The organism is Planctomyces sp. SH-PL14, from assembly GCF_001610835.1.
In the GTDB taxonomy this organism is placed as follows: domain Bacteria; phylum Planctomycetota; class Planctomycetia; order Planctomycetales; family Planctomycetaceae; genus Planctomyces_A.
The window spans coordinates 8,111,983-8,128,711 of the sequence record NZ_CP011270.1 but is presented as its reverse complement, the minus strand read 5'-3'; the positions used below and the strand labels follow the sequence as shown (position 1 = coordinate 8,128,711).

Here is a 16,729-nt window from a genome sequence, read left to right as displayed (position 1 = left end):
CTCTACGGCTCCTGCTTTTCCGGCGTCGTCGCCGCTTGCCGGAGCTGCTCGAGATGCAGCCGGGCGACCTGCCACATGTAGTGCGGTCCGTAGCCGGCATCCTCCGCCCAAGTGTTGGCGACGGCCCGCTTGAGGTGCCTGATCGCCGACTCTTTCCGCCCTTCGACCGCTTCGTTCAGGCCGATGTAAAGCTCGGCGTAGAACAGGCGCTTCTCCTCTTCTTCGTCGGAGATCTGGGCGTCGTCGATACGCTTCAGGATCGCCTCCGGTTCGATCGTCCCCGCGAACAGGCGGTAGACGTCCGGAAACGGCTCCCGGTCGTCCTTCTCGTACTTGAGCAGCCCTTCACGCGCCTTCTCCTGGCCGAGCCCCTTCCGCTGCGAGAGGTACCGCCAGATGCCGTTCTCCCGGTCGACCTGATCGTAGGAGTGATACCGCTCGAATTGCTCCCCGGCCGCCTTGAAGTCGCCGGCGTAGAAGTAGGCGATCCCCCGCCGCCAGTGCGACGTGTCGGTCTCCGGGTCGAGCTCGACCATTTTCGTGTAGTCCGCGACCGCTCCGGGAAAGTCCCCGAGGAAGAACCGGACGTCCCCGCGCTGGGAATAGAGCCGCAGACTTCCCGGCCGCGCCTCGATCTGCCGCGAGAGCTCCGCGGCCTGGGCTTTCCAGGTCGCCTTGGGATCTTCCTTGGCCTCACGGAAACGGTCCTGGGCCAGCGTGCGGACGAGGGAGCCCCCCAGGAGCAGAGTGAGGCACAGCGCCGGGAGGAGGAAACGAGTCATAACGCCGGGCTGGGAGCAGAGGGGAAGGGGAGCGTCGAGAGGGGGGCGACCTCTTATGGTCGCGTTGCAACGGAGGTCCTCGCGCCAGGACTCGCGGCACTCGGAAGAGGAGCCGGGGCGGTCCGGTCCTTCCAGCGCTCCAGCAGATGGGCGCGAGCCCGGTCGGCCCGCGTGACCGGCATCTGCGGGCGGGAGGCCGGCCCGATCAGGACGGGAGTGACGCCCGGAGCCGTCGGGGCTGCTTGTCCGGCAGCGGCCGGTCGTCCCTGGGAGAGCAGCGCAGCGTCCATGGCCTCGAAGTCGTGGATGAAGACGCGGGTCTCGGTGGCCGCTCCCTGGAACGACCGTCCGACGGAGGAGGCTCCGCGAAGCGGTCCTGCCGACCGGCTGCCGGACTGCCCGCTCAAAACCCCGCCGGAGAACGCCGCGCCGCGGTCCGGCACGGACACGACCGTGTCGACGCTGAAGCCGCTCACGACCGGCTGCTGGACCACCTGGGCGTTGGCCGCGGTGGAAACCGCGGTCATCAGGGCCGCGATAGCGATTGCTCGGAAGCTCATCTCCGTTTCCTCCCTCGCTGGGACCGGTTGGCCGGCGTCACTTCGCCACGGGAAAGCCATTTTTGACCAGTTCGTCGTAGCCCTGGGCGAGCGGCCGGACGTCGTAGCCCGCCTTTTTGAGGGAGTCGGCCGCCTGCAGACATCGTCCCCCCGCCGCGCAGTGAACGTACAGGACCTTGTCCTTGGCGTAGCTCTTTGCGACGGCTCCCGATCGGATCTGGCTGTCGAGATCGCTGAGAGGGAGCAGCGTCGCCTGCTTGAGATGCCCCTCGTTCCACTCCGATTTCTCACGGACATCGACGAGGACCGCCTTGCCGTTGCCGAGAGCCTCCTTCACCTGCGGAAGCGTGTCCTTGGTGTGCTCGGCCGCGAAGCCAGCGTTCGCAGCGATCACCACGGCGGCGATCGTCAAAGCGTTCCACATGCGATCAGGCATCGGTCGGGCGGTCCGGGTAGGTCAGAACGAGCAGTCCCGGCGAAGGGACTCACTCTTCGAATTATCTCCTGACCGTTCGACACGCACAAGGAGTGTGTTGTCCACGACCGGATCAGGGCCTCATCCCGCTGGCTCGAACCGCGTCCTGGCCGGACGGACTCTCATTGGGCAACCCATCGTGCGACGGCAGCCTGGGGTCAAGGGGGCCACGCCCCCTTGCCGCCGGAGGCACTTCCATGAGGAACCGTGGGACACAACGGACGTCCGCTTTGTGGAAGCGGCGCTGAGGACTCACCGCTCGCATGGCAATCCCCGCGGGTTGGTGAGAGGGCATACGGCACGGTGTCCGCGTTTGGACACGATCTCCTTCAGACATCTCCCGACGGCCAGGCCTCCGGCGGGCAAGGGGGCGTTGCCCCCTTGCATCCCCCACCAGGGTGCCCCTGGACCCGGTTTACTGAGCATCAACCGGTGACCGCACCCCGACTCAACGATCGAGCCCGGAACCCGCAGGCCGCGTCCTTGACGGCGTCCACGTCGATCCATTCAATGAATACGTTCTTCAGCAGGTCCGCTGAGACAACCTATCGATGGCGGAATTTCAGACTTCGATGAATCTCCTCGGGCAGCTGCGTCAGCAGTCTGACCAGCAGGCCTGGGAGCGGTTCGCGACGATTTACGGGCCCCTCGTCTTCGGATGGCTCAAACGCCGCGGCGTTCGCGAAGACGTCGCCGAGGATGTCCGACAGGAAGTCCTCCTCAAGGTCTTTCACGAGATCAAGGGCTTTGACCACAACGGCCGCATCGGGGCGTTCCGCGCCTGGCTGCATCAGGTCATGCTCCATCGCCTGAGGACGATTCAGCGGAAGAACATCCGCTCCCGGCTGACCGAAAGCTCCGACGAGGCGAACGACGACGCGGCGGTCGCGGACAGCGGCGATCGACTGGCCGAACTCTGGGAAGCGGAACACAGCCGTTTCCTCATCGAGCGGCTGATCGAGATGATCGCGCCGGAGTTTCAGGAGAGAACCCTCCAGGCCTTCCGCCGGGTGGTGCTCAATGACGAGCCGATCGAAGTGGTGGCCCAGGAGCTGGAGATGTCGGTCAACGCGGCCCGGATCGCACAGTCCCGCGTCCTGGCGGCGCTCCGCCGCGAAGGGGCAGGGCTGATCGAGTACTGAACCGGCTTGCTGAGTCCGTTGACTGCGCCCGTCAACTGGCTCCGTTGAATCAGCCCGTGGAGAATGGATTCGCCTCATGCCTCAGGATGACCACTACCCGAAAGAGACGATCTGGAAGTTTGCCGCCGGGGCACTGACCCCGCTCGAAGCGCTCGACGTCGAGCGGCACCTCAATGCCTGCGACGCGTGCTCCGCGGTCCTCGGCGAGCAGCCGCTGAAGGCGGATCCCTTTGTACGGGGGCTGCGGCGTCTGACGGGCCGGGATTCGTCGATCCAGAACCGGCGGGGCCAGGCGCTGATGTCCCTCGAAGTCGTCTGGGGAGCCGGCGCCGTGGTGTTTCGGTCCGTCCTCTATCGGCCGGTCGAGGTCGGCCGGCAGAGCGAGGGGGAGCCGGTCTGCCTGGGCTACACGGAGTCGTCCCCGTTCGATCGGCTGGTTGTCGCGCCAGCCGATTACCGCTTCATCTCCCGCCGCCACGTCTTCCTGCAGCCGACGTCCGCAAAGAAGGTGAACATCACCTGCCTGACGGAGAAGGGGCTCATCGAGATCTCGGACGGCCGGCGGATCCCTTTCGGTCAGTCCATCGAGTGCCAGATCCCGGTCGAGATCAGCCTCGGCCAGCATTCACTAAGGATCCGCGGGATCACGATACCCGAGGGCCCTCCCTTGCCGGGTGAGCCCGGGACGGCGTAAGCCGCGACGCCGGCCACCGGGATTCCTTTCATGCAATCCGCGGACGGCGCACGTCAGCTGATGATCACCCGGCCCGTGACAATCACGACCGCGATCAGGACAACGATCACCGCCGCCACGGCGATCGCGGCGACAGCCAGCCGCCAGGGCGAGCCGAACGCGTGCAGCAAACTGACGAGCCCATAGTCGCGGTCGATGAACCGCGACCGCGCCGCCAGCGGAGAGACCGGCAGCAGCCGCCCCCACCACCGCCGCTGCGGGTGGTCGAACTCGGCCTGCTCCAGCCGGACCGAAGGGGTCGTCTTTCGCTCGGCAACCGCCGGCTCCGGGATCCCGATCGCCTGGGAGGGGAGGGGGCGCGGCAGCGGGTTCAGGACCGCCTGAGCGGCGGCAGGTTGGAGCGGGGCGAAAGCCGGGCGCCGCTCGGGAGAAGCGCTCGGCGCCGCGAAACGCTCCGGCTGAGCGGGAGCGGCAGGGGACGGGGCCGGCGGGGGGACGCGGCGACGAGAACACCGGAGGACGAGGCCGATCCGGTCAACTTCCGGACCAGCTCCTCGACGGTGCCCCGCGCCGCCGGGTTCTTCGAAAGCATCTGCGCCACGGCGGCGTCGACATGCTTCGGAACCGTTACGAGGTCCCTCACCCGGGGCGGCGTCTGGTTGGTGTGGGCCAGGCACAGCGCCGGGAACTGGTTCCCTTCGAACGGGGGGCGCCCGGTCAGCATGAGAAACAGGTTGCATCCCAGGCTGTACAGATCGGAGGCGGCGGTGACGTTCGCCGCGTCGGCGAACTGCTCCGGGGGCATGAACTGCGGCGTGCCGATCGCCGTCTGGGCCATCGTCAGCCCCATCGTCGCTTCCGAAAGCTTCGCCAGTCCGAAGTCGACCAGCCGCGGAAACGGCGCGGCGTCGGGCGGGGTGACGATGATGATGTTCCGCGGGGTCAGGTCACGGTGGATGACGCCGTGGCTGTGGGCGTGGGCGAGGGCTTCCAGAAGCTGGACCGTCCAGCCGACCGCCAAGTCCGTCGGCACGCTCTTGTGGCGGTCGCAATACTCCTTGAGCGTCGGCCCGTGGATGTACTCCATCGCCAGGACCGAGCCGTCGCCGTCGTCGTTCACTTCGTAGGCGACGTAGCGGGCGATCGTCGGATGCTTGAGCTTGCGGAGGATAACCGCTTCCTGAGCCATCCGGTCGCGGAGGTGCGGGTTGTTGGAGGTGAGCCGCTTCACCGCCACGAGCCGCCGCATCTCGATGGACCAGGCGAGGAAGACGCTCCCCATCCCGCCGTCGCCGAGGTGGGCCCGGATCAGGAAGTCGTTCACCCGCAGGTCGCGGTCCAGGTCCCGCAGCCCCTTGGCCAGCCGCTTTTCGATGCATTTCCGCTGGTAGCGGCTCAGCGCGGGCTCGCTGCTCAGCCACTCCGCGGGCTGCTCTTCGAGCCGGTCGAGCACCACAGAGGGCTCCGTCGCGCCGCCGGCGGTCGCGGCCGCCCATTGCTTGGCCGAGACGATTCCGACCTGGACGAGAAGATGCCCGAGTTCGGCCAGCGAGGGGGTTCGCGAATCCGCTTCACGAACCATGTCGCTCCTTCCCTCGACGATTCACGATCGCGCATGATCGCCGTTTGGGCCCCAGCGGTTCGGCGCTGTGTCCGCGACCAGTTTCCCTATGGTATCGCGACTCGCCCCGCGCACCAGCATTGCCCGCTTTCGATCCGCCGAGGATTTCGGAGGGTTCCGGGGCTCGGTAGACTGCAGGGGAACCTCAGGTTCGAGCGGGAGGCGATCTTCGCCCTCCAGTTCGTCGACAGTCCAGGAGCGGGATCGAGCCACAGCATTCCGAACCGAGGTGTTGATGCTGACACTGGAGCAATGCGGCAAGCCGGGAAAGTTCCTGGCCAGTGACAACGTGATGCTGATCGGCAGCGCGCCTCACTGCAATTGCCGTGTTCTGGGCTTGCCGCCGCTCGCGGCGGTGGTCGCCCGCTACGGCGGCAGCTGGTTGCTTCACAACCTGCAGGCGACGCAGCTGCAGCTCAACCGTGTCGACGTCATGACCCGCCACGAGGTGGGGGATGGCGATCAGCTTCAGGTCGGCTCGATCGCGTTCCAGGTTTCGGAAGCGAGCGGTCCGGCGGCGGCTCTCCCGCGGATGTCGCAGCAGTGCCGGATCTCGGTCTCCGCCCCGGGGATGGCTCCGAACGCGCACGATGTGACGTTTGATACGCTCATCGGCTCGTCGCACCTGTGCGATATCGTACTGCCGCGAAACGCGAATTCGCCCGACCGGCACTCGCTCCTCGTTCCCGCCCGTGGCCACTGGTACCTCTACGATCTGCTGGGCCGGGTCGGCCGGCACAACGGCAAGGACTGGCGGACCCGTGTGGAGCTGGAAGGGGGGGACCGGATCGAGACCAAGGGGGTCGTGATCGAAGTGCTCTCGGCGAGCGCTTCGACCTCGTCGAAGTTCCAGCCGACCGCGTCCTCCACGACCGATTCCGCGGCGAGTTCGCCGGGCTTCTTCCGCCGGAACTTTTTCCCTCCCCGCCCGCCTGCCGAGCCGCCGGAGCTGGCTCGGAAAAGTGCCTCCGGCGCAATGCCGTCCGTCGCTCCATCGGCCGCTCCGCCGCCTGTGCCCTCGTCTGCGGCACCGGCCGCGACACCACTGCCGCCTCTCCCGTCGTTCCCGCTGGAGCCGCCGTCGCGGTCGTCGGTCGAGACCGCCCCCCGGGGGGACACCTCCGCCATCGTCCACTCCCGGCCGTTCGCCGACATGGCGTCGCCGCCGGAGCATTTCGACCCGGACGCGTTCGACCTCGCGCAGCAGGTCTACGGATTCCTCAAGTCCCAGCACAACCTGTATCGCCCCCCCGCCCGCGGACTGCCCCACATTGTCCGCGTGATTCGGGAGGCGGGCCGCCAGAGCCGGGCCGAGGCGGAATTCCTGGCGGGACGCCGCGTCCTGGGGCTGCAGCAGATGAAGGCCCTCCTGGAGGAGTCGCCGTGGAGCCAGAGCGCCCTGATTGGACTTGCCAGGATGTGCGACGCGGGCGGGTTCGATCACCTGTGCCTCGGCGTCATGCTGCTGCTCCACCGGATGGCTCCCGAGGACCCGTTCGCCAATCGCGCCATCGCCCGGATCTACCGTCAGCTCGGACGGGGAGACTCCCGTTTCCTGCGGAAGGCACAGAACCACTGGCGGGCGGTCCTGGCGGTCCGGCCGCGGGAGCGGGTTCCGATCGAGAAGACGATTCGTAAGATCGATGCGGAGATCTATGTTCTGGACCGCTTCTGACCCTTGCACCACTCCCTTCGCCCTCACCTCCGGACTGACCCCACCGCGGTCCGTTTTCCTCTCCGGCCGATGAAACTTACCACTCGCTGCCCGAACGCCGACTGCCGCCAGCCGATCATCCTCCATCTCTCGCGGAACGAGCAGAAGGAGTTGTCGCGGCGGCTGATCCTCGAAACGACCTGCGGCGCCTGCGGAAGCGGGGTCCGGCTGCAGCTGGCGAACGACATCTCGATCATCAGCGCGGTGACAACCGGCCCCGCCTCGCGCGCGGACCGGTCGCTGGCACTCGATCGGGAAACGTTCGCCGCCGCGGCCCCTCCGCCGCCTGCGTCCGCCGCTCCGGTCGCGGATGCACCACCCCCGCCGCTCCCGGCCGCGAGCGCGGCCGCCGCACCGTTTTCTCCACTGTCAAAGGCGCCTGCCGCTTCGTCCGGAGTCGCACCAGGGTTCTCGCCCGCTGCTGCCATGCCTCCGGCACCGGAACGGCCGGCGGCACCGGCGCCGGCCCCGTTCTCGCCGGCTCCCGCGGCGGCGGTCCCCGATTTCCGGCCGATCGCCCCCGGTCCGGAGGCGCGTCCCGGTCCCCAGGGGGGCGAACCGGTGAAGGTGCCGGCGTTCGCCGTGCTCGGGGCGGACGGGCCTCAACGGCGCGGGCGTTCGGGACGGGGGACGATGGAGCGGCTGACCGACAGCTTTTCGCAGCGGCCGAAGTGGCAGCAGTACGCCATCCTGGGCCTCCTGTTCCTGGGGGTCATGGCCATCCTGGCGTTTCCGACGAAGAAGCCGCCAAAGCGGACCCCGACCACCCGCGCCGTTCCGACGGAGGCCGAGCCTGAGAGAACGGCCCCACCGCCAATGACGCCCGCCGCTCCCGGGGACTCGGTCGCACCGGCTGCCGGGGGGGCCAAGACGAATGGGAACGCAGAACCGGCGGCGCCTGGTCCCGCCGATGGAGCACCGGAGAAGGCCCCGCAATGAACATGCTCATCACCCGCCGCGAGATCTATCAGCGTTCGCTCCGGCACTTCTTTGCGCCGGTCGCCAAGGTGCTGTATGAGGACGAGAGCGTAACGGAAGTCCTGATCAACGGGCCGGACAACATCTATGTCGAGCGGAGCGGGAAGCTCCAGAAGATCGACGCCCGCTTCCCGAGTGAAGAAGTGCTGCTGGCGGCGGTGAACAACCTGGCGGAGTACGTCGACCGCCGTGTCGACGACCTGCATCACAGCATGGACGCCCGGTTGCCGGAACCGGAGCAGTTCCGTGTTCACGTCATCATTCCACCGTGCTCACGCAATGGGGTGGTAGTTTCGATCCGGAAGTTCCGCCGCGCGTCGCACACCCTCAAGAGCCTGGTCGACCTCGGCAGCATGACCGAGGCGGCGCGGCAGTTCCTGGTGACGTCGGTGAAGCTGCACCGGAATCTCGTCGTGTCGGGGGGAACCGGCACGGGGAAGACGTCGCTGCTGAATGCCATCTCGGAGGCGATCGATCCGACGGAGCGGATTGTCGTCATCGAGGACTCGTCGGAACTGCGGTTGCAGCAGCCGCATACCGTTTACCTGGAGGCGCGGGCTCCGCTTCCCAACGGGACGGGCGGGGTGACGATCCGGAACCTGTTTGTCGATTCGCTGCGGATGCGGCCCGACCGGATCGTGGTGGGGGAAGTGCGGCGGGGGGAGGCGCTGGATCTGATCCAGTCGATGTTGTCGGGGCATGACGGGTCGCTGACGACGGTGCATGCGAGTTCGCCGAAGCTGGCGCTGGTCCGGCTGGAGACGTTGTGCCTGATGAGTGATGTGCAGTTGCCGGCGTATGTGGCGCGGACGCAAGTAGCGAGTGCGATTCACGTTGTGGTGCAGATTACGCGGGCGCACACAGGGCGGCGGCATGTGACGTCGATTGCGGAGGTCAGGGGGCTGGATCAGAAGGAGCGGTATCGGGTGCGGGAGTTGTTCCGGTTGTCGACGGACGGGGTGACGGAGGGTCGGGAGGCGACGCCGACGTTGGTTCCGACGGGGCGGCCGTGTTCGTACGCACGTCTTGCGCATGTTTACGGCTACGCAGCGGAGGCCCCGCTGTGCGCGGAGTTGTTTGCGCTGCGAACACGGGACCGCTAAGAGAGCCGGGGTCCAGGGGGTACCCCTGGTGGGGGATGCAGAGGGGCCTGTGTTGTTTTCTTGGTCCTTTTGCCCGCCGGAGGCCTGGCCGTCGAGAGATGTCTGAAGGAGTACTTGTCCAAACGCGGACTGGGTGCCGTATGCCCCCTATCTAACCCGCGGGGAGTGCAGGGCGAATGAGGAGTTCTCGGCGCCGGTTTCATAAAGGGGGCGTCCGTTGTGTGCCACGGTTCCTCATGGAAGTGCCTCCGGGGTCAAGGAGGTGAGACCCCCTTGACCCCGGCGGCCGTCGCGAATTGGGTTTGAGCCAGCAGAATTGTGCCGGCCAGACCACGGTCCGACAGAAAACAGCCCCCCGGGACCCAGCCTTTTTCCTCGCGGGACACGAATTTCAAAAAAACTGCCCCCCGCGCGAAATGTTTCCCCGACTCGTGGCCTTTCTCTTGTGAAGACCGCATGGTGCGGGACAAACGAATGACCAAAAGGACAGATTCGCAAATCACGCGACATCCGCTCGTCTGACTGGTCAGTTCAGCTTTCGGCCACGCCCGGAAGACCCTCTTCCGGGACACTTTTCAAGGGGACAGAGAAATGTTGCGCATTATCAATCGGGCTAAGCGGGTTCTGGGTCGCGTTCATCGGAATGAAGACGGGATGGAGGCCCTGCAGGTCGTCCTGATCATCGCCCTCGCTGCGATCATCCTCGCCTTCGCCTATAAGATGTTCGGTGGCGAGTCCGACAACGAGACCGACACCGGCGAAGGCAGCAACGGCAACGTCGTGAAGTGGGTCCGCGAAGTCATGGACAACATCTTCAACTGGAAGTGATGACCGACACGACACCCATCCCGGCCGGCGACACGGCAATCCTGTCGCCGATGCAGGAGCGAACGGTGGAAGCCACTTCCCACCCGCCGCTCTTCAAGAATCCTGCTGTGGTGGCCTGGCTCGTGCCGCTGGCCTGGAGTCTTGGGGCGATTCCAGCCGGTTGGACCTGGAGCGGCTGGGGAAGTTGGGGTCCCCTCCCTCCAGGTGCCGGCGGGCTCTCCGGTCAGTTCCTGGCGATCGCTCTGCTGGTCGCCTGCGTGACGGACCTGAGGGGCCGAAAGATCCGCAACTGGACGATGTATCCGGCCATCGTCTACGGGCTGCTGCTCAACGCCATGGTCTCATTCTCCTCGGGACCGGTGGCCGAGTGGCTCGGCGGGATCGGCCTCCTCGCATCCATGGCCGGAGTCTCGATCTGCTTCAGCGGAGCCCTGTGCCTGTTCCTCCTGTTCCGGGGAGGGGCCGGCGACGTGAAGCTGATCTCGATGTTCGGATGCTATCTCGGCTGGCGAATGGCGGCCGAGATCTGGTTGATCACCATGCTGATTGCGGCCCTCTTCTCCGTGGGATGGGTCGCCTGGCGTGGGGCTGGCGTGGCGGTGCCCCTGCTTTCCTCCGCCCTCGCCCGCAACTCGTCCGATTCACGGCAGATGGCGGCAAAACTGGTGGCCGGATGGCTCAAGTTCAAGATCCCTCTGGCCCCCTTTTTCCTGCTGGGAACCGTGGTTGCGATCGGCGTGCCGCTCGCCTGGCCGGGCCACACCGCCCTGGAACTGTTGCTGCGGCTGACGTGACGACTGTGTCTGGAAACCGCGGACGGCGACGTCCGCTGTTTCGGAAAGGAGAGTGGCCATGATTCCACGATCGATTTTGCCACAGGGCCGCCGCGGTGTACGCCGCGGCTTGGCCTTGCGCCGGCGGACCGCGATGGCGACGCTCGAAATCGTCATGGTGCTCGGCGCCATGTTTCCGCTGGCGTTCCTCCTCTTTCGACTGATCGGGGAAGGCCTGCGGATGTACCACTCCCATGTGGCCAACGTCGTCGGCAGCCCTTTGATGTGACGACCAACCGTCTTTCGGACCGAGTCCGTTCTCCACGCGGTTCCTCCCATGACCATCCACTCCTTTATCGACGGCTTCGAAGGGATCTGGGCCCTGTGGCTCATCAGCCTGACGCTCGGCGTCGTGGTGATCTGGCGGCTCGTGAAGAAACGCTCGCGGTTCCGCTGGGCTGAGCTGCGGGGCGAGCAGGGGGTCTCCTACACCCTGTCGTTCGTCATCACGATGCCGGTCTATGCCCTGATCCTGGTGACGATCGCCGAGACGACGATGCTCGTGCTCGCGAAGGTCGGCACCGTCTACGCCGCCTACGCCGGGAGCCGCTCGCTGGTCGTCTGGGAAACGATGCAACCGGGCAACCTGCGCGACGATCGGGTCCGGCAGGCGGTCGTGACCGCCCTCTCCCCGTTCGTCATTTCGTCGAACGCCTCCGGCAGTGAGAACGGCACGCCCCCGGGGAACGCCCAGAAGCACGCCGAAAGCTATGTCGACCAGCTCGAAGAATTCTCGGGCGAGACCGTCCGCCGCGAGAAGCTCATCAACCATGTGAAGAACGTCTCCGCCCGCACGACGATCACGCCGCAGATCCCGAACCGGCGGCACGGCGAGGAGGCGTGGGTCGACGTCGAGTTCCGCGCTCCGCTGTTCACACCCGGCGCCGCGCGGCTGCTCGATCCCGACCGCAAGTATCCCTACGAGTATCCGATCAAGTCGTCCGTCCGGATGACGCTTGAGTGCCCCGAGACGCCCGACCAGAAGCTGGGAATCGACTACCGGGCCTTCTGAGACCTGCCCGGGTTCCGAAATCGACCGCCGTGACAGGCGGTGTGCCGGCCGCGCGAGAACGCCGGCCTGGAGGCGACCATGACACATTCACAGCACGCGAACACGCTGATCGCCTCGGGCCCGGCCGCTGACACCCGGACGCCGCGGTCTCCACTGGGGACTCCGCCCGCGGATCAGGAGAACGGCCCCGGCCTCCCCGGCTGGATTGCCCGGCGGCTCACCGACGTCCACGAAGACGAAGAGGGCCAGCTCTCGATCCTCAGCCTGGTGGTCCTCCTTACGCTCGTGCTCTCGCTCTGCGCGATGGTGAACGTGGTCCATGCGGTCCGGGGAAAGCTCGAAACACAGAACGCCGCCGACGGAATCACCGAGGCCGCGGCGACCCAGATGGCCCGCGGGATGAACGCCATCACGGCCGCCAACCATCTCATCGGCGAGATGCACGCCCTGACGATCCTCTACCACGCGCTCGGCGGGGACGACATGGAGGAGGGGAACTCGAGCGACCGGACCCCCACCAAGGTCCGGACCGCCGTCACGACGTTCTACCAGCTGGCTCGGGCCACCACGTCGACCGCGCCCGATTTCCTTCGCCCCCGCACGGAGACCTACGACGACGGGTTCGACAAGGACATCGTCGTGGAGGCGGCCATCGGAAAGTCCCGGCTGCATCTGAAGAACGTGGGGGCCTACGCCTACGAGGTCCATGCGGGAGCGGGCGGGCTCTACCTCCTCGGAGAGATCGTTCCGTACATCGGGCCGCTCATCAAGATCTACGCCGGGATCATCATGGGGGCCTGCCGGGCCTTCGAAGAGGAAGGGCTCGCGGAGTGGAAGGTCCTGAACGCCATGGAGGACGTCGCTTCGTTCGGCGCCCTGAAGCTGGCGATCACGACGGTCCGGGACAAGGTGCTCAAGGTCGTCAACCTGTACAGCAACGCCGCCCGGTTCACCGTCCCGCTGCGGATGGGAGAGGTCGTCGACGAGACGGCGAAGTATCACGACGTCGACGGCTCGCTCTTCCCCAACTTCAAGTCGCCGACCTATCCGCTGCTGCAGCTCCCGGTCGTCGCGGAGCAGGAGACGTTTCCGAAGAACGAAGTCTGGAAGTCCCAGCTGGCCCGGGCGGCGGTCCCCTGGGTGCACCACTGGCGGCTGCCGATGCTCCAGTTCGGCGAGGATGCGCTCTGGCTCAGCCGGTTCAAGGCGTATTACGTCGAGTTCACGCAGTCGGACATCATCGAGATGACGACCCGCGCCAAGGAGAACGGCATCCAGCTCCTGATCATGAAAGATCTGGACGTCCTGGAAGGGAACAAGGGTGAGGAGAAGTGGTCGTACTCGAACGGAAGCAAGCGGGCGGAGGAGCTGTTCGCCATCGTCGGCTTCGCCCAGCACGAGCGGCGTGAGATCGCCGCCCCCCGTTTCTTCGATTCTCCGCACAAAGACGGATTCGGGGCGTTCGCCCAGGCAATGATCTACAACGCGAACCAGACGACCCGCGGCTCGGGCACCGAGACGGTTCAGGCTCAGATCGGCTGGGACACGCTGAACTTTGCGGAGACCCGCGTGCCGGAGTGGAAGGGGGGGGCGGATCCCAAGCCGGGCAAGGACGTGGAGGTCTCGTATTATCGGGACCGGGCGCCGGAGCCGAAGGTCGTCCTCAACTGGAAGCCCCTGCTCGTTCCGACGACCCGGATCGAAGACGCCGCACGCTGGCAGTTCGGCGATATCCGCAAGCTGCTCGACCGGAGCCTGCTCGACAAGCCGGCAGCCCGGACTCACTAGGCCATCCTCGCCTGTCCCTTTCGATTCCCATCGGCCACCCGTCCATCGGGGAACAGATCATGAAACCCGCTCCACTCATCAACGATCGCCGGTCGCCTGGCCGCTCGGGCGTGGCCTCGCTGGAACTCGTCATGGTCCTGCCGCTCCTGGCAGGCTGTGTCTACGCCCTGTTCGTCCTGACGAAGACGACGCTCAACGGGCTGAACACGGTGGCCGAAGCCCGGCTCAAGACGTTCCAGGGTCTGCGCCCCGGGACCGCGCAGGAGCCTCTGGCTTACAACGCGGAGCTCTCGGATGGCCGGGTGGAGAACCTGGCGGAGCGTTCCATCGTGTATGACGGCTGGTGGAAGGCGGCGCCGGTCGTGACGAAGTCGGGCAGCCAGACGATGGGTGGTCCATGGGACAGCCGGTCGGTCGAGTTCGCGACCGGAACGAACGACTTCGACGTCCATACGAAGCCGCTGGGGTATATCGCGAAGTATGCGGAGTCGTATCTGGGTGGGATCCCGCTGGATCAGTCGGTGGATGTGGCCTTTCAGGCGATGGGTTTCGGGATGCGGCTTTACGAGAATCCAATTGTGTTTGTCCCCGCGCTGCAGTCGCGGGCGCTCAAGTATCCGGCGATTGCGGCGGGGTACGTGCTGTACGGCAATATCGCGGCGCTGGAGTTTGTGGCCGACACCGCGGAGACGATTGCGGACGCGATTGATGCGGCGACTGGCGGTTTTCTGGGTCAGTTGTTTGGCGGCGATGGGAACGCCGGAGAGTTGCGGGATGCGGCGGACAAGATTCGTTCGGTGTTGAATCCGATGCGGCAGTTGTATGAAGCATCGCAGGGGAACGAAGTGCAGTCGTTCTGAAAATCTTCCTGCCGGCACGACGTTGCTGGCTCAAACCCATCGTGCGACGGCAGCCTGGGGTCAAGGGGGTCTCACCCCCTTGCCGCCGGAGGCATTCCGGTGAGGAACCGTGGGACACAACGGGCGTCCGCTTTGTGGAACCTGCGTTGAGGACTCACCGCTCGCTCGATAATCCCCGCGGGTTGGTAAGGGGGCATCCGGCACGGCGTCCGCGTTTGGACACGTCCTCCTTCAGACAGTTCTCGACGGCCAGGCCTCCGGCGGGCAAGAGGGCGTTGCCCCCTTGCATCCCCCACCACGGTCCCCCTGGACCCGGTTCAGGTGATGGCGCTCCGTTTGCGACGTGCCGTTTGCGTGCGCCCCTTCCATTCCACTAAAATCGCCCTCTCCTTCCGGTGCGGGCATGTCTCGCGGTTTCTCAACGGGCGGAGTTCGATGCTGACGCGGACCTCAGGGACGGCCTCCTCACCCGATGCAGCCGGCTCCCCATCCCCCCAGGGCTCCCAGCTCCCCCCCACGGGCCCCCCTATCCTGACGAAGGTGGTCCGGATTGCTCTCTGGTTGGCCATCGTCGCCGCCACAGGGTACCTCGTCGTACACCTCATCCCCCTGCTCAGTCCGCCCGCTCCCCCACAAACTCCTCGACCGCCGGCCCCGCAGCAATCGCCGTCCGATCCCGCTCTCCTGACGGATCTCCTGGGAGGATACTGGACGACCGACGATTCCCGGTTCGGTCTCTCGGGACAGCGCGCCGACGCGGAACTCCTCGCCCGCCGCTGGAGGTCAGATGGCCCCGAACCTCTTCCCGAGTCGTCCCCGCTGGATCAGGAACTGGCCCGTCTGCTGGCGTCCGGAGGAAACGCAACGGGCGCAATGAACATGACGTTCTACGAGCGGAGCCTCGGCAACATCCGGATCCGCGGCGTCTTCTCCAGCGACAGTCCTCCCCGGCTCCGGCTGTTTCAGATCGCCCTCCGCGACGGAGCGGGATGGGCCCTGGGTGAGATCGTTCCTTCCCCGGAAGCACGACGGGACCGGAAACCCGAGTCGCTGATCACCGACATCAAAGGGACGCGACTCCTGCGGCGCTGGTCGTCCGACGAACGCCTGTCCGGCGAGATGGTGATCGCAACGACTCCCGAGGCAGAGTTCGTCCGGGGCCTCCAGGAGAACGGCTGGACCGTCGATCGCGCCGAATCGCGGGGACCTCTGACCGCCTGGCAGGTCCAGCGCGGACCGGCGCAGCGGCTTGTGATGAGCTTGTCAGAGACTCCGGTCCCGGAACTCTCTACCCTCGCGTCGGCGGCCGAACGATCCGTACCGTCCTCGTCCAGCCCCCCTTCGGCGGAATCCTCCCCGGCCGCTTCCGGCCCTTCCGCCGAAAGCGCGTCCTCCCAGACTCCCCCCTCCCGTCTCCTGATTATTCTGAAGACAGACTCCGTACAGGAGCTCCCATGAGCGGTCCGTTGAAGCTGATTGTTCCCGCGGCGTTCTTTCTGGCGTTCGCGTTCGCGCACCACATGGCCGTGCAGCAGGATGCCGAAACGATCCGGCTGACCGCCGCCTCAGAAGACCTTTCGGCGGGGACCGTCCTGCGGGCAAACCACCTCGCGGAAGTCTCCGTCCAGGGTCCCGAGTCCCTGTTCCGGACCTTCGTTCCGTGGGGAGACCGCGGGCAGGCCGTGCTCCTCAGCGAGCTCAAGCGGGACGTCAAGCGGGGTGAACTGTTCTCGCTGGCGGACATGCAGTCGCCCGAAAAGGAGGCCCCCGCGCTCGCCACCAACGAAGTCGGTGTCCATGTCTCGCTCGACCAGGTGAACTATGCGGACGGCCAGCTCAAGCTCGGGGTCTGGATCGGCTTTCTTCTGCAGCAGACCGACGGGAAAACGGAACTGGTCCAGCCGTTCCGGGTCGTCGGCGTCGGGAACCAGGTCAGCGAGGCGAGCGACGAACGGGAGCGGCGGGCGAACGCCAAGATCCTGACGATCGCCGTCCCCTATGACGGGAAAACGGGGGGCGGTCTCGATCCAACCGCCCTGCGGCTCATCAGCGCCGCCCGGGGAGACCGCAACCAGCCCGAAAAGATCCTGGCCCTCGTCATCCTGTCGCCGGAAGTGCAGCGCCGAATGACAACGCCGGTCTCGAACGTCCCCCGGCCGAGTCCGCCTCCCCCTCCGGCCGCCACTTCGCCTGCTGCTCCGTCGACGACTGAGCCTCCTCCGTCGTAACGCCCGGTCCCGGCAGCCAGCCCCCGCTCTGTATGGCAGGGGCCCCTCCGGCGAGCGCGCCGGAGCGACCCATTCCCGACCAGCTCGATGCACCGCGTGGAGCGGAGACAC

General features: G+C 66.4%; 18 protein-coding genes. 14 read left to right on the top strand and 4 right to left on the bottom strand.

Annotation, left to right across the window (positions count from 1 at the left end; genetic code table 11):
• Window positions 1-2: 2 nt before the first annotated feature.
• Genes VT03_RS31380 through VT03_RS31370 form a run of 3 tightly spaced genes read right to left on the bottom strand, consistent with a single transcriptional unit; the run spans window position 3 to window position 1,778 of the window.
• Window positions 3-782 (bottom strand): hypothetical protein, encoded by a 780-nt coding sequence (locus VT03_RS31380; protein WP_075096654.1) that lies wholly within the window; start codon window positions 780-782, stop codon window positions 3-5.
• A gap of 53 nt (window positions 783-835) precedes the next feature.
• The gene (locus VT03_RS31375) at window positions 836-1,342 is read right to left on the bottom strand and encodes a hypothetical protein (RefSeq protein WP_075096653.1); all 507 of its coding nucleotides are present in this window, start codon (window positions 1,340-1,342) and stop codon (window positions 836-838) included.
• A gap of 37 nt (window positions 1,343-1,379) precedes the next feature.
• Window positions 1,380-1,778, bottom strand: a complete 399-nt coding sequence (locus VT03_RS31370) for a rhodanese-like domain-containing protein (RefSeq protein WP_075096652.1) — start codon at window positions 1,776-1,778, stop codon at window positions 1,380-1,382.
• A gap of 590 nt (window positions 1,779-2,368) precedes the next feature.
• On the opposite strand from VT03_RS31370, the gene VT03_RS31365 reads away from it, so the two are divergent.
• From VT03_RS31365 to VT03_RS31355, 3 genes are all read left to right on the top strand, one after another.
• On the top strand, window positions 2,369-2,959 hold the full coding sequence (locus tag VT03_RS31365; protein ID WP_075096651.1) for an RNA polymerase sigma factor: 591 nt from the start codon (window positions 2,369-2,371) through the stop codon (window positions 2,957-2,959).
• 76 nt (window positions 2,960-3,035) lie between these two features.
• On the top strand, window positions 3,036-3,653 hold the full coding sequence (locus tag VT03_RS31360; protein ID WP_075096650.1) for a zf-HC2 domain-containing protein: 618 nt from the start codon (window positions 3,036-3,038) through the stop codon (window positions 3,651-3,653).
• A gap of 195 nt (window positions 3,654-3,848) precedes the next feature.
• Window positions 3,849-4,037 (top strand): hypothetical protein, encoded by a 189-nt coding sequence (locus VT03_RS31355; protein WP_075096649.1) that lies wholly within the window; start codon window positions 3,849-3,851, stop codon window positions 4,035-4,037.
• Here VT03_RS31355 and VT03_RS31350 read toward each other — a convergent pair.
• On the bottom strand, window positions 4,024-5,235 hold the full coding sequence (locus VT03_RS31350; RefSeq protein WP_075096648.1) for a serine/threonine-protein kinase: 1,212 nt from the start codon (window positions 5,233-5,235) through the stop codon (window positions 4,024-4,026). The genes VT03_RS31355 and VT03_RS31350 overlap by 14 nt on opposite strands.
• Window positions 5,236-5,509: 274 nt before the next feature.
• On the opposite strand from VT03_RS31350, the gene VT03_RS31345 reads away from it, so the two are divergent.
• The 11 genes from VT03_RS31345 (at window position 5,510) to VT03_RS31305 (ending at window position 16,618) form a co-directional block, all read left to right on the top strand.
• On the top strand, window positions 5,510-6,949 hold the full coding sequence (locus tag VT03_RS31345; protein WP_075096647.1) for a hypothetical protein: 1,440 nt from the start codon (window positions 5,510-5,512) through the stop codon (window positions 6,947-6,949).
• A 69-nt stretch (window positions 6,950-7,018) separates the two neighbouring features.
• A complete protein-coding gene (locus VT03_RS31340) occupies window positions 7,019-7,927 on the top strand; it encodes a hypothetical protein (RefSeq protein WP_075096646.1) in 909 nt (302 codons plus the stop codon).
• Window positions 7,924-9,069 carry a CpaF family protein gene (locus VT03_RS31335; RefSeq protein ID WP_075096645.1) on the top strand — a complete coding sequence of 382 codons (1,146 nt, stop codon included), beginning with the start codon at window positions 7,924-7,926 and terminating at the stop codon, window positions 9,067-9,069. The genes VT03_RS31340 and VT03_RS31335 overlap by 4 nt, the downstream gene beginning before the upstream one ends.
• Window positions 9,070-9,660: 591 nt before the next feature.
• Window positions 9,661-9,897: a hypothetical protein gene (locus VT03_RS33960; protein ID WP_156514912.1), complete on the top strand. Its 237-nt coding sequence runs from the start codon at window positions 9,661-9,663 to the stop codon at window positions 9,895-9,897.
• The gene (locus VT03_RS31330) at window positions 9,897-10,691 is read left to right on the top strand and encodes a prepilin peptidase (RefSeq protein WP_075096644.1); all 795 of its coding nucleotides are present in this window, start codon (window positions 9,897-9,899) and stop codon (window positions 10,689-10,691) included. The genes VT03_RS33960 and VT03_RS31330 overlap by 1 nt, the downstream gene beginning before the upstream one ends.
• A 58-nt stretch (window positions 10,692-10,749) precedes the next feature.
• Window positions 10,750-10,959: a hypothetical protein gene (locus VT03_RS33955; protein WP_156514911.1), complete on the top strand. Its 210-nt coding sequence runs from the start codon at window positions 10,750-10,752 to the stop codon at window positions 10,957-10,959.
• A gap of 48 nt (window positions 10,960-11,007) precedes the next feature.
• Window positions 11,008-11,742, top strand: a complete 735-nt coding sequence (locus VT03_RS31325) for a hypothetical protein (RefSeq protein ID WP_075096643.1) — start codon at window positions 11,008-11,010, stop codon at window positions 11,740-11,742.
• Window positions 11,743-11,820: 78 nt separating this feature from the next.
• Window positions 11,821-13,530 (top strand): hypothetical protein, encoded by a 1,710-nt coding sequence (locus VT03_RS31320; RefSeq protein WP_156514910.1) that lies wholly within the window; start codon window positions 11,821-11,823, stop codon window positions 13,528-13,530.
• Between the two features lie 59 nt (window positions 13,531-13,589).
• Complete coding sequence (locus VT03_RS31315; RefSeq protein WP_075096641.1) at window positions 13,590-14,390, top strand: hypothetical protein; 801 nt, start codon at window positions 13,590-13,592, stop codon at window positions 14,388-14,390.
• Between the two features lie 561 nt (window positions 14,391-14,951).
• Window positions 14,952-15,848, top strand: a complete 897-nt coding sequence (locus VT03_RS31310) for a hypothetical protein (RefSeq protein WP_075096640.1) — start codon at window positions 14,952-14,954, stop codon at window positions 15,846-15,848.
• Window positions 15,845-16,618, top strand: a complete 774-nt coding sequence (locus VT03_RS31305) for a hypothetical protein (RefSeq protein ID WP_075096639.1) — start codon at window positions 15,845-15,847, stop codon at window positions 16,616-16,618. The genes VT03_RS31310 and VT03_RS31305 overlap by 4 nt, the downstream gene beginning before the upstream one ends.
• The last annotated feature ends 111 nt before the right edge of the window (window positions 16,619-16,729 follow it).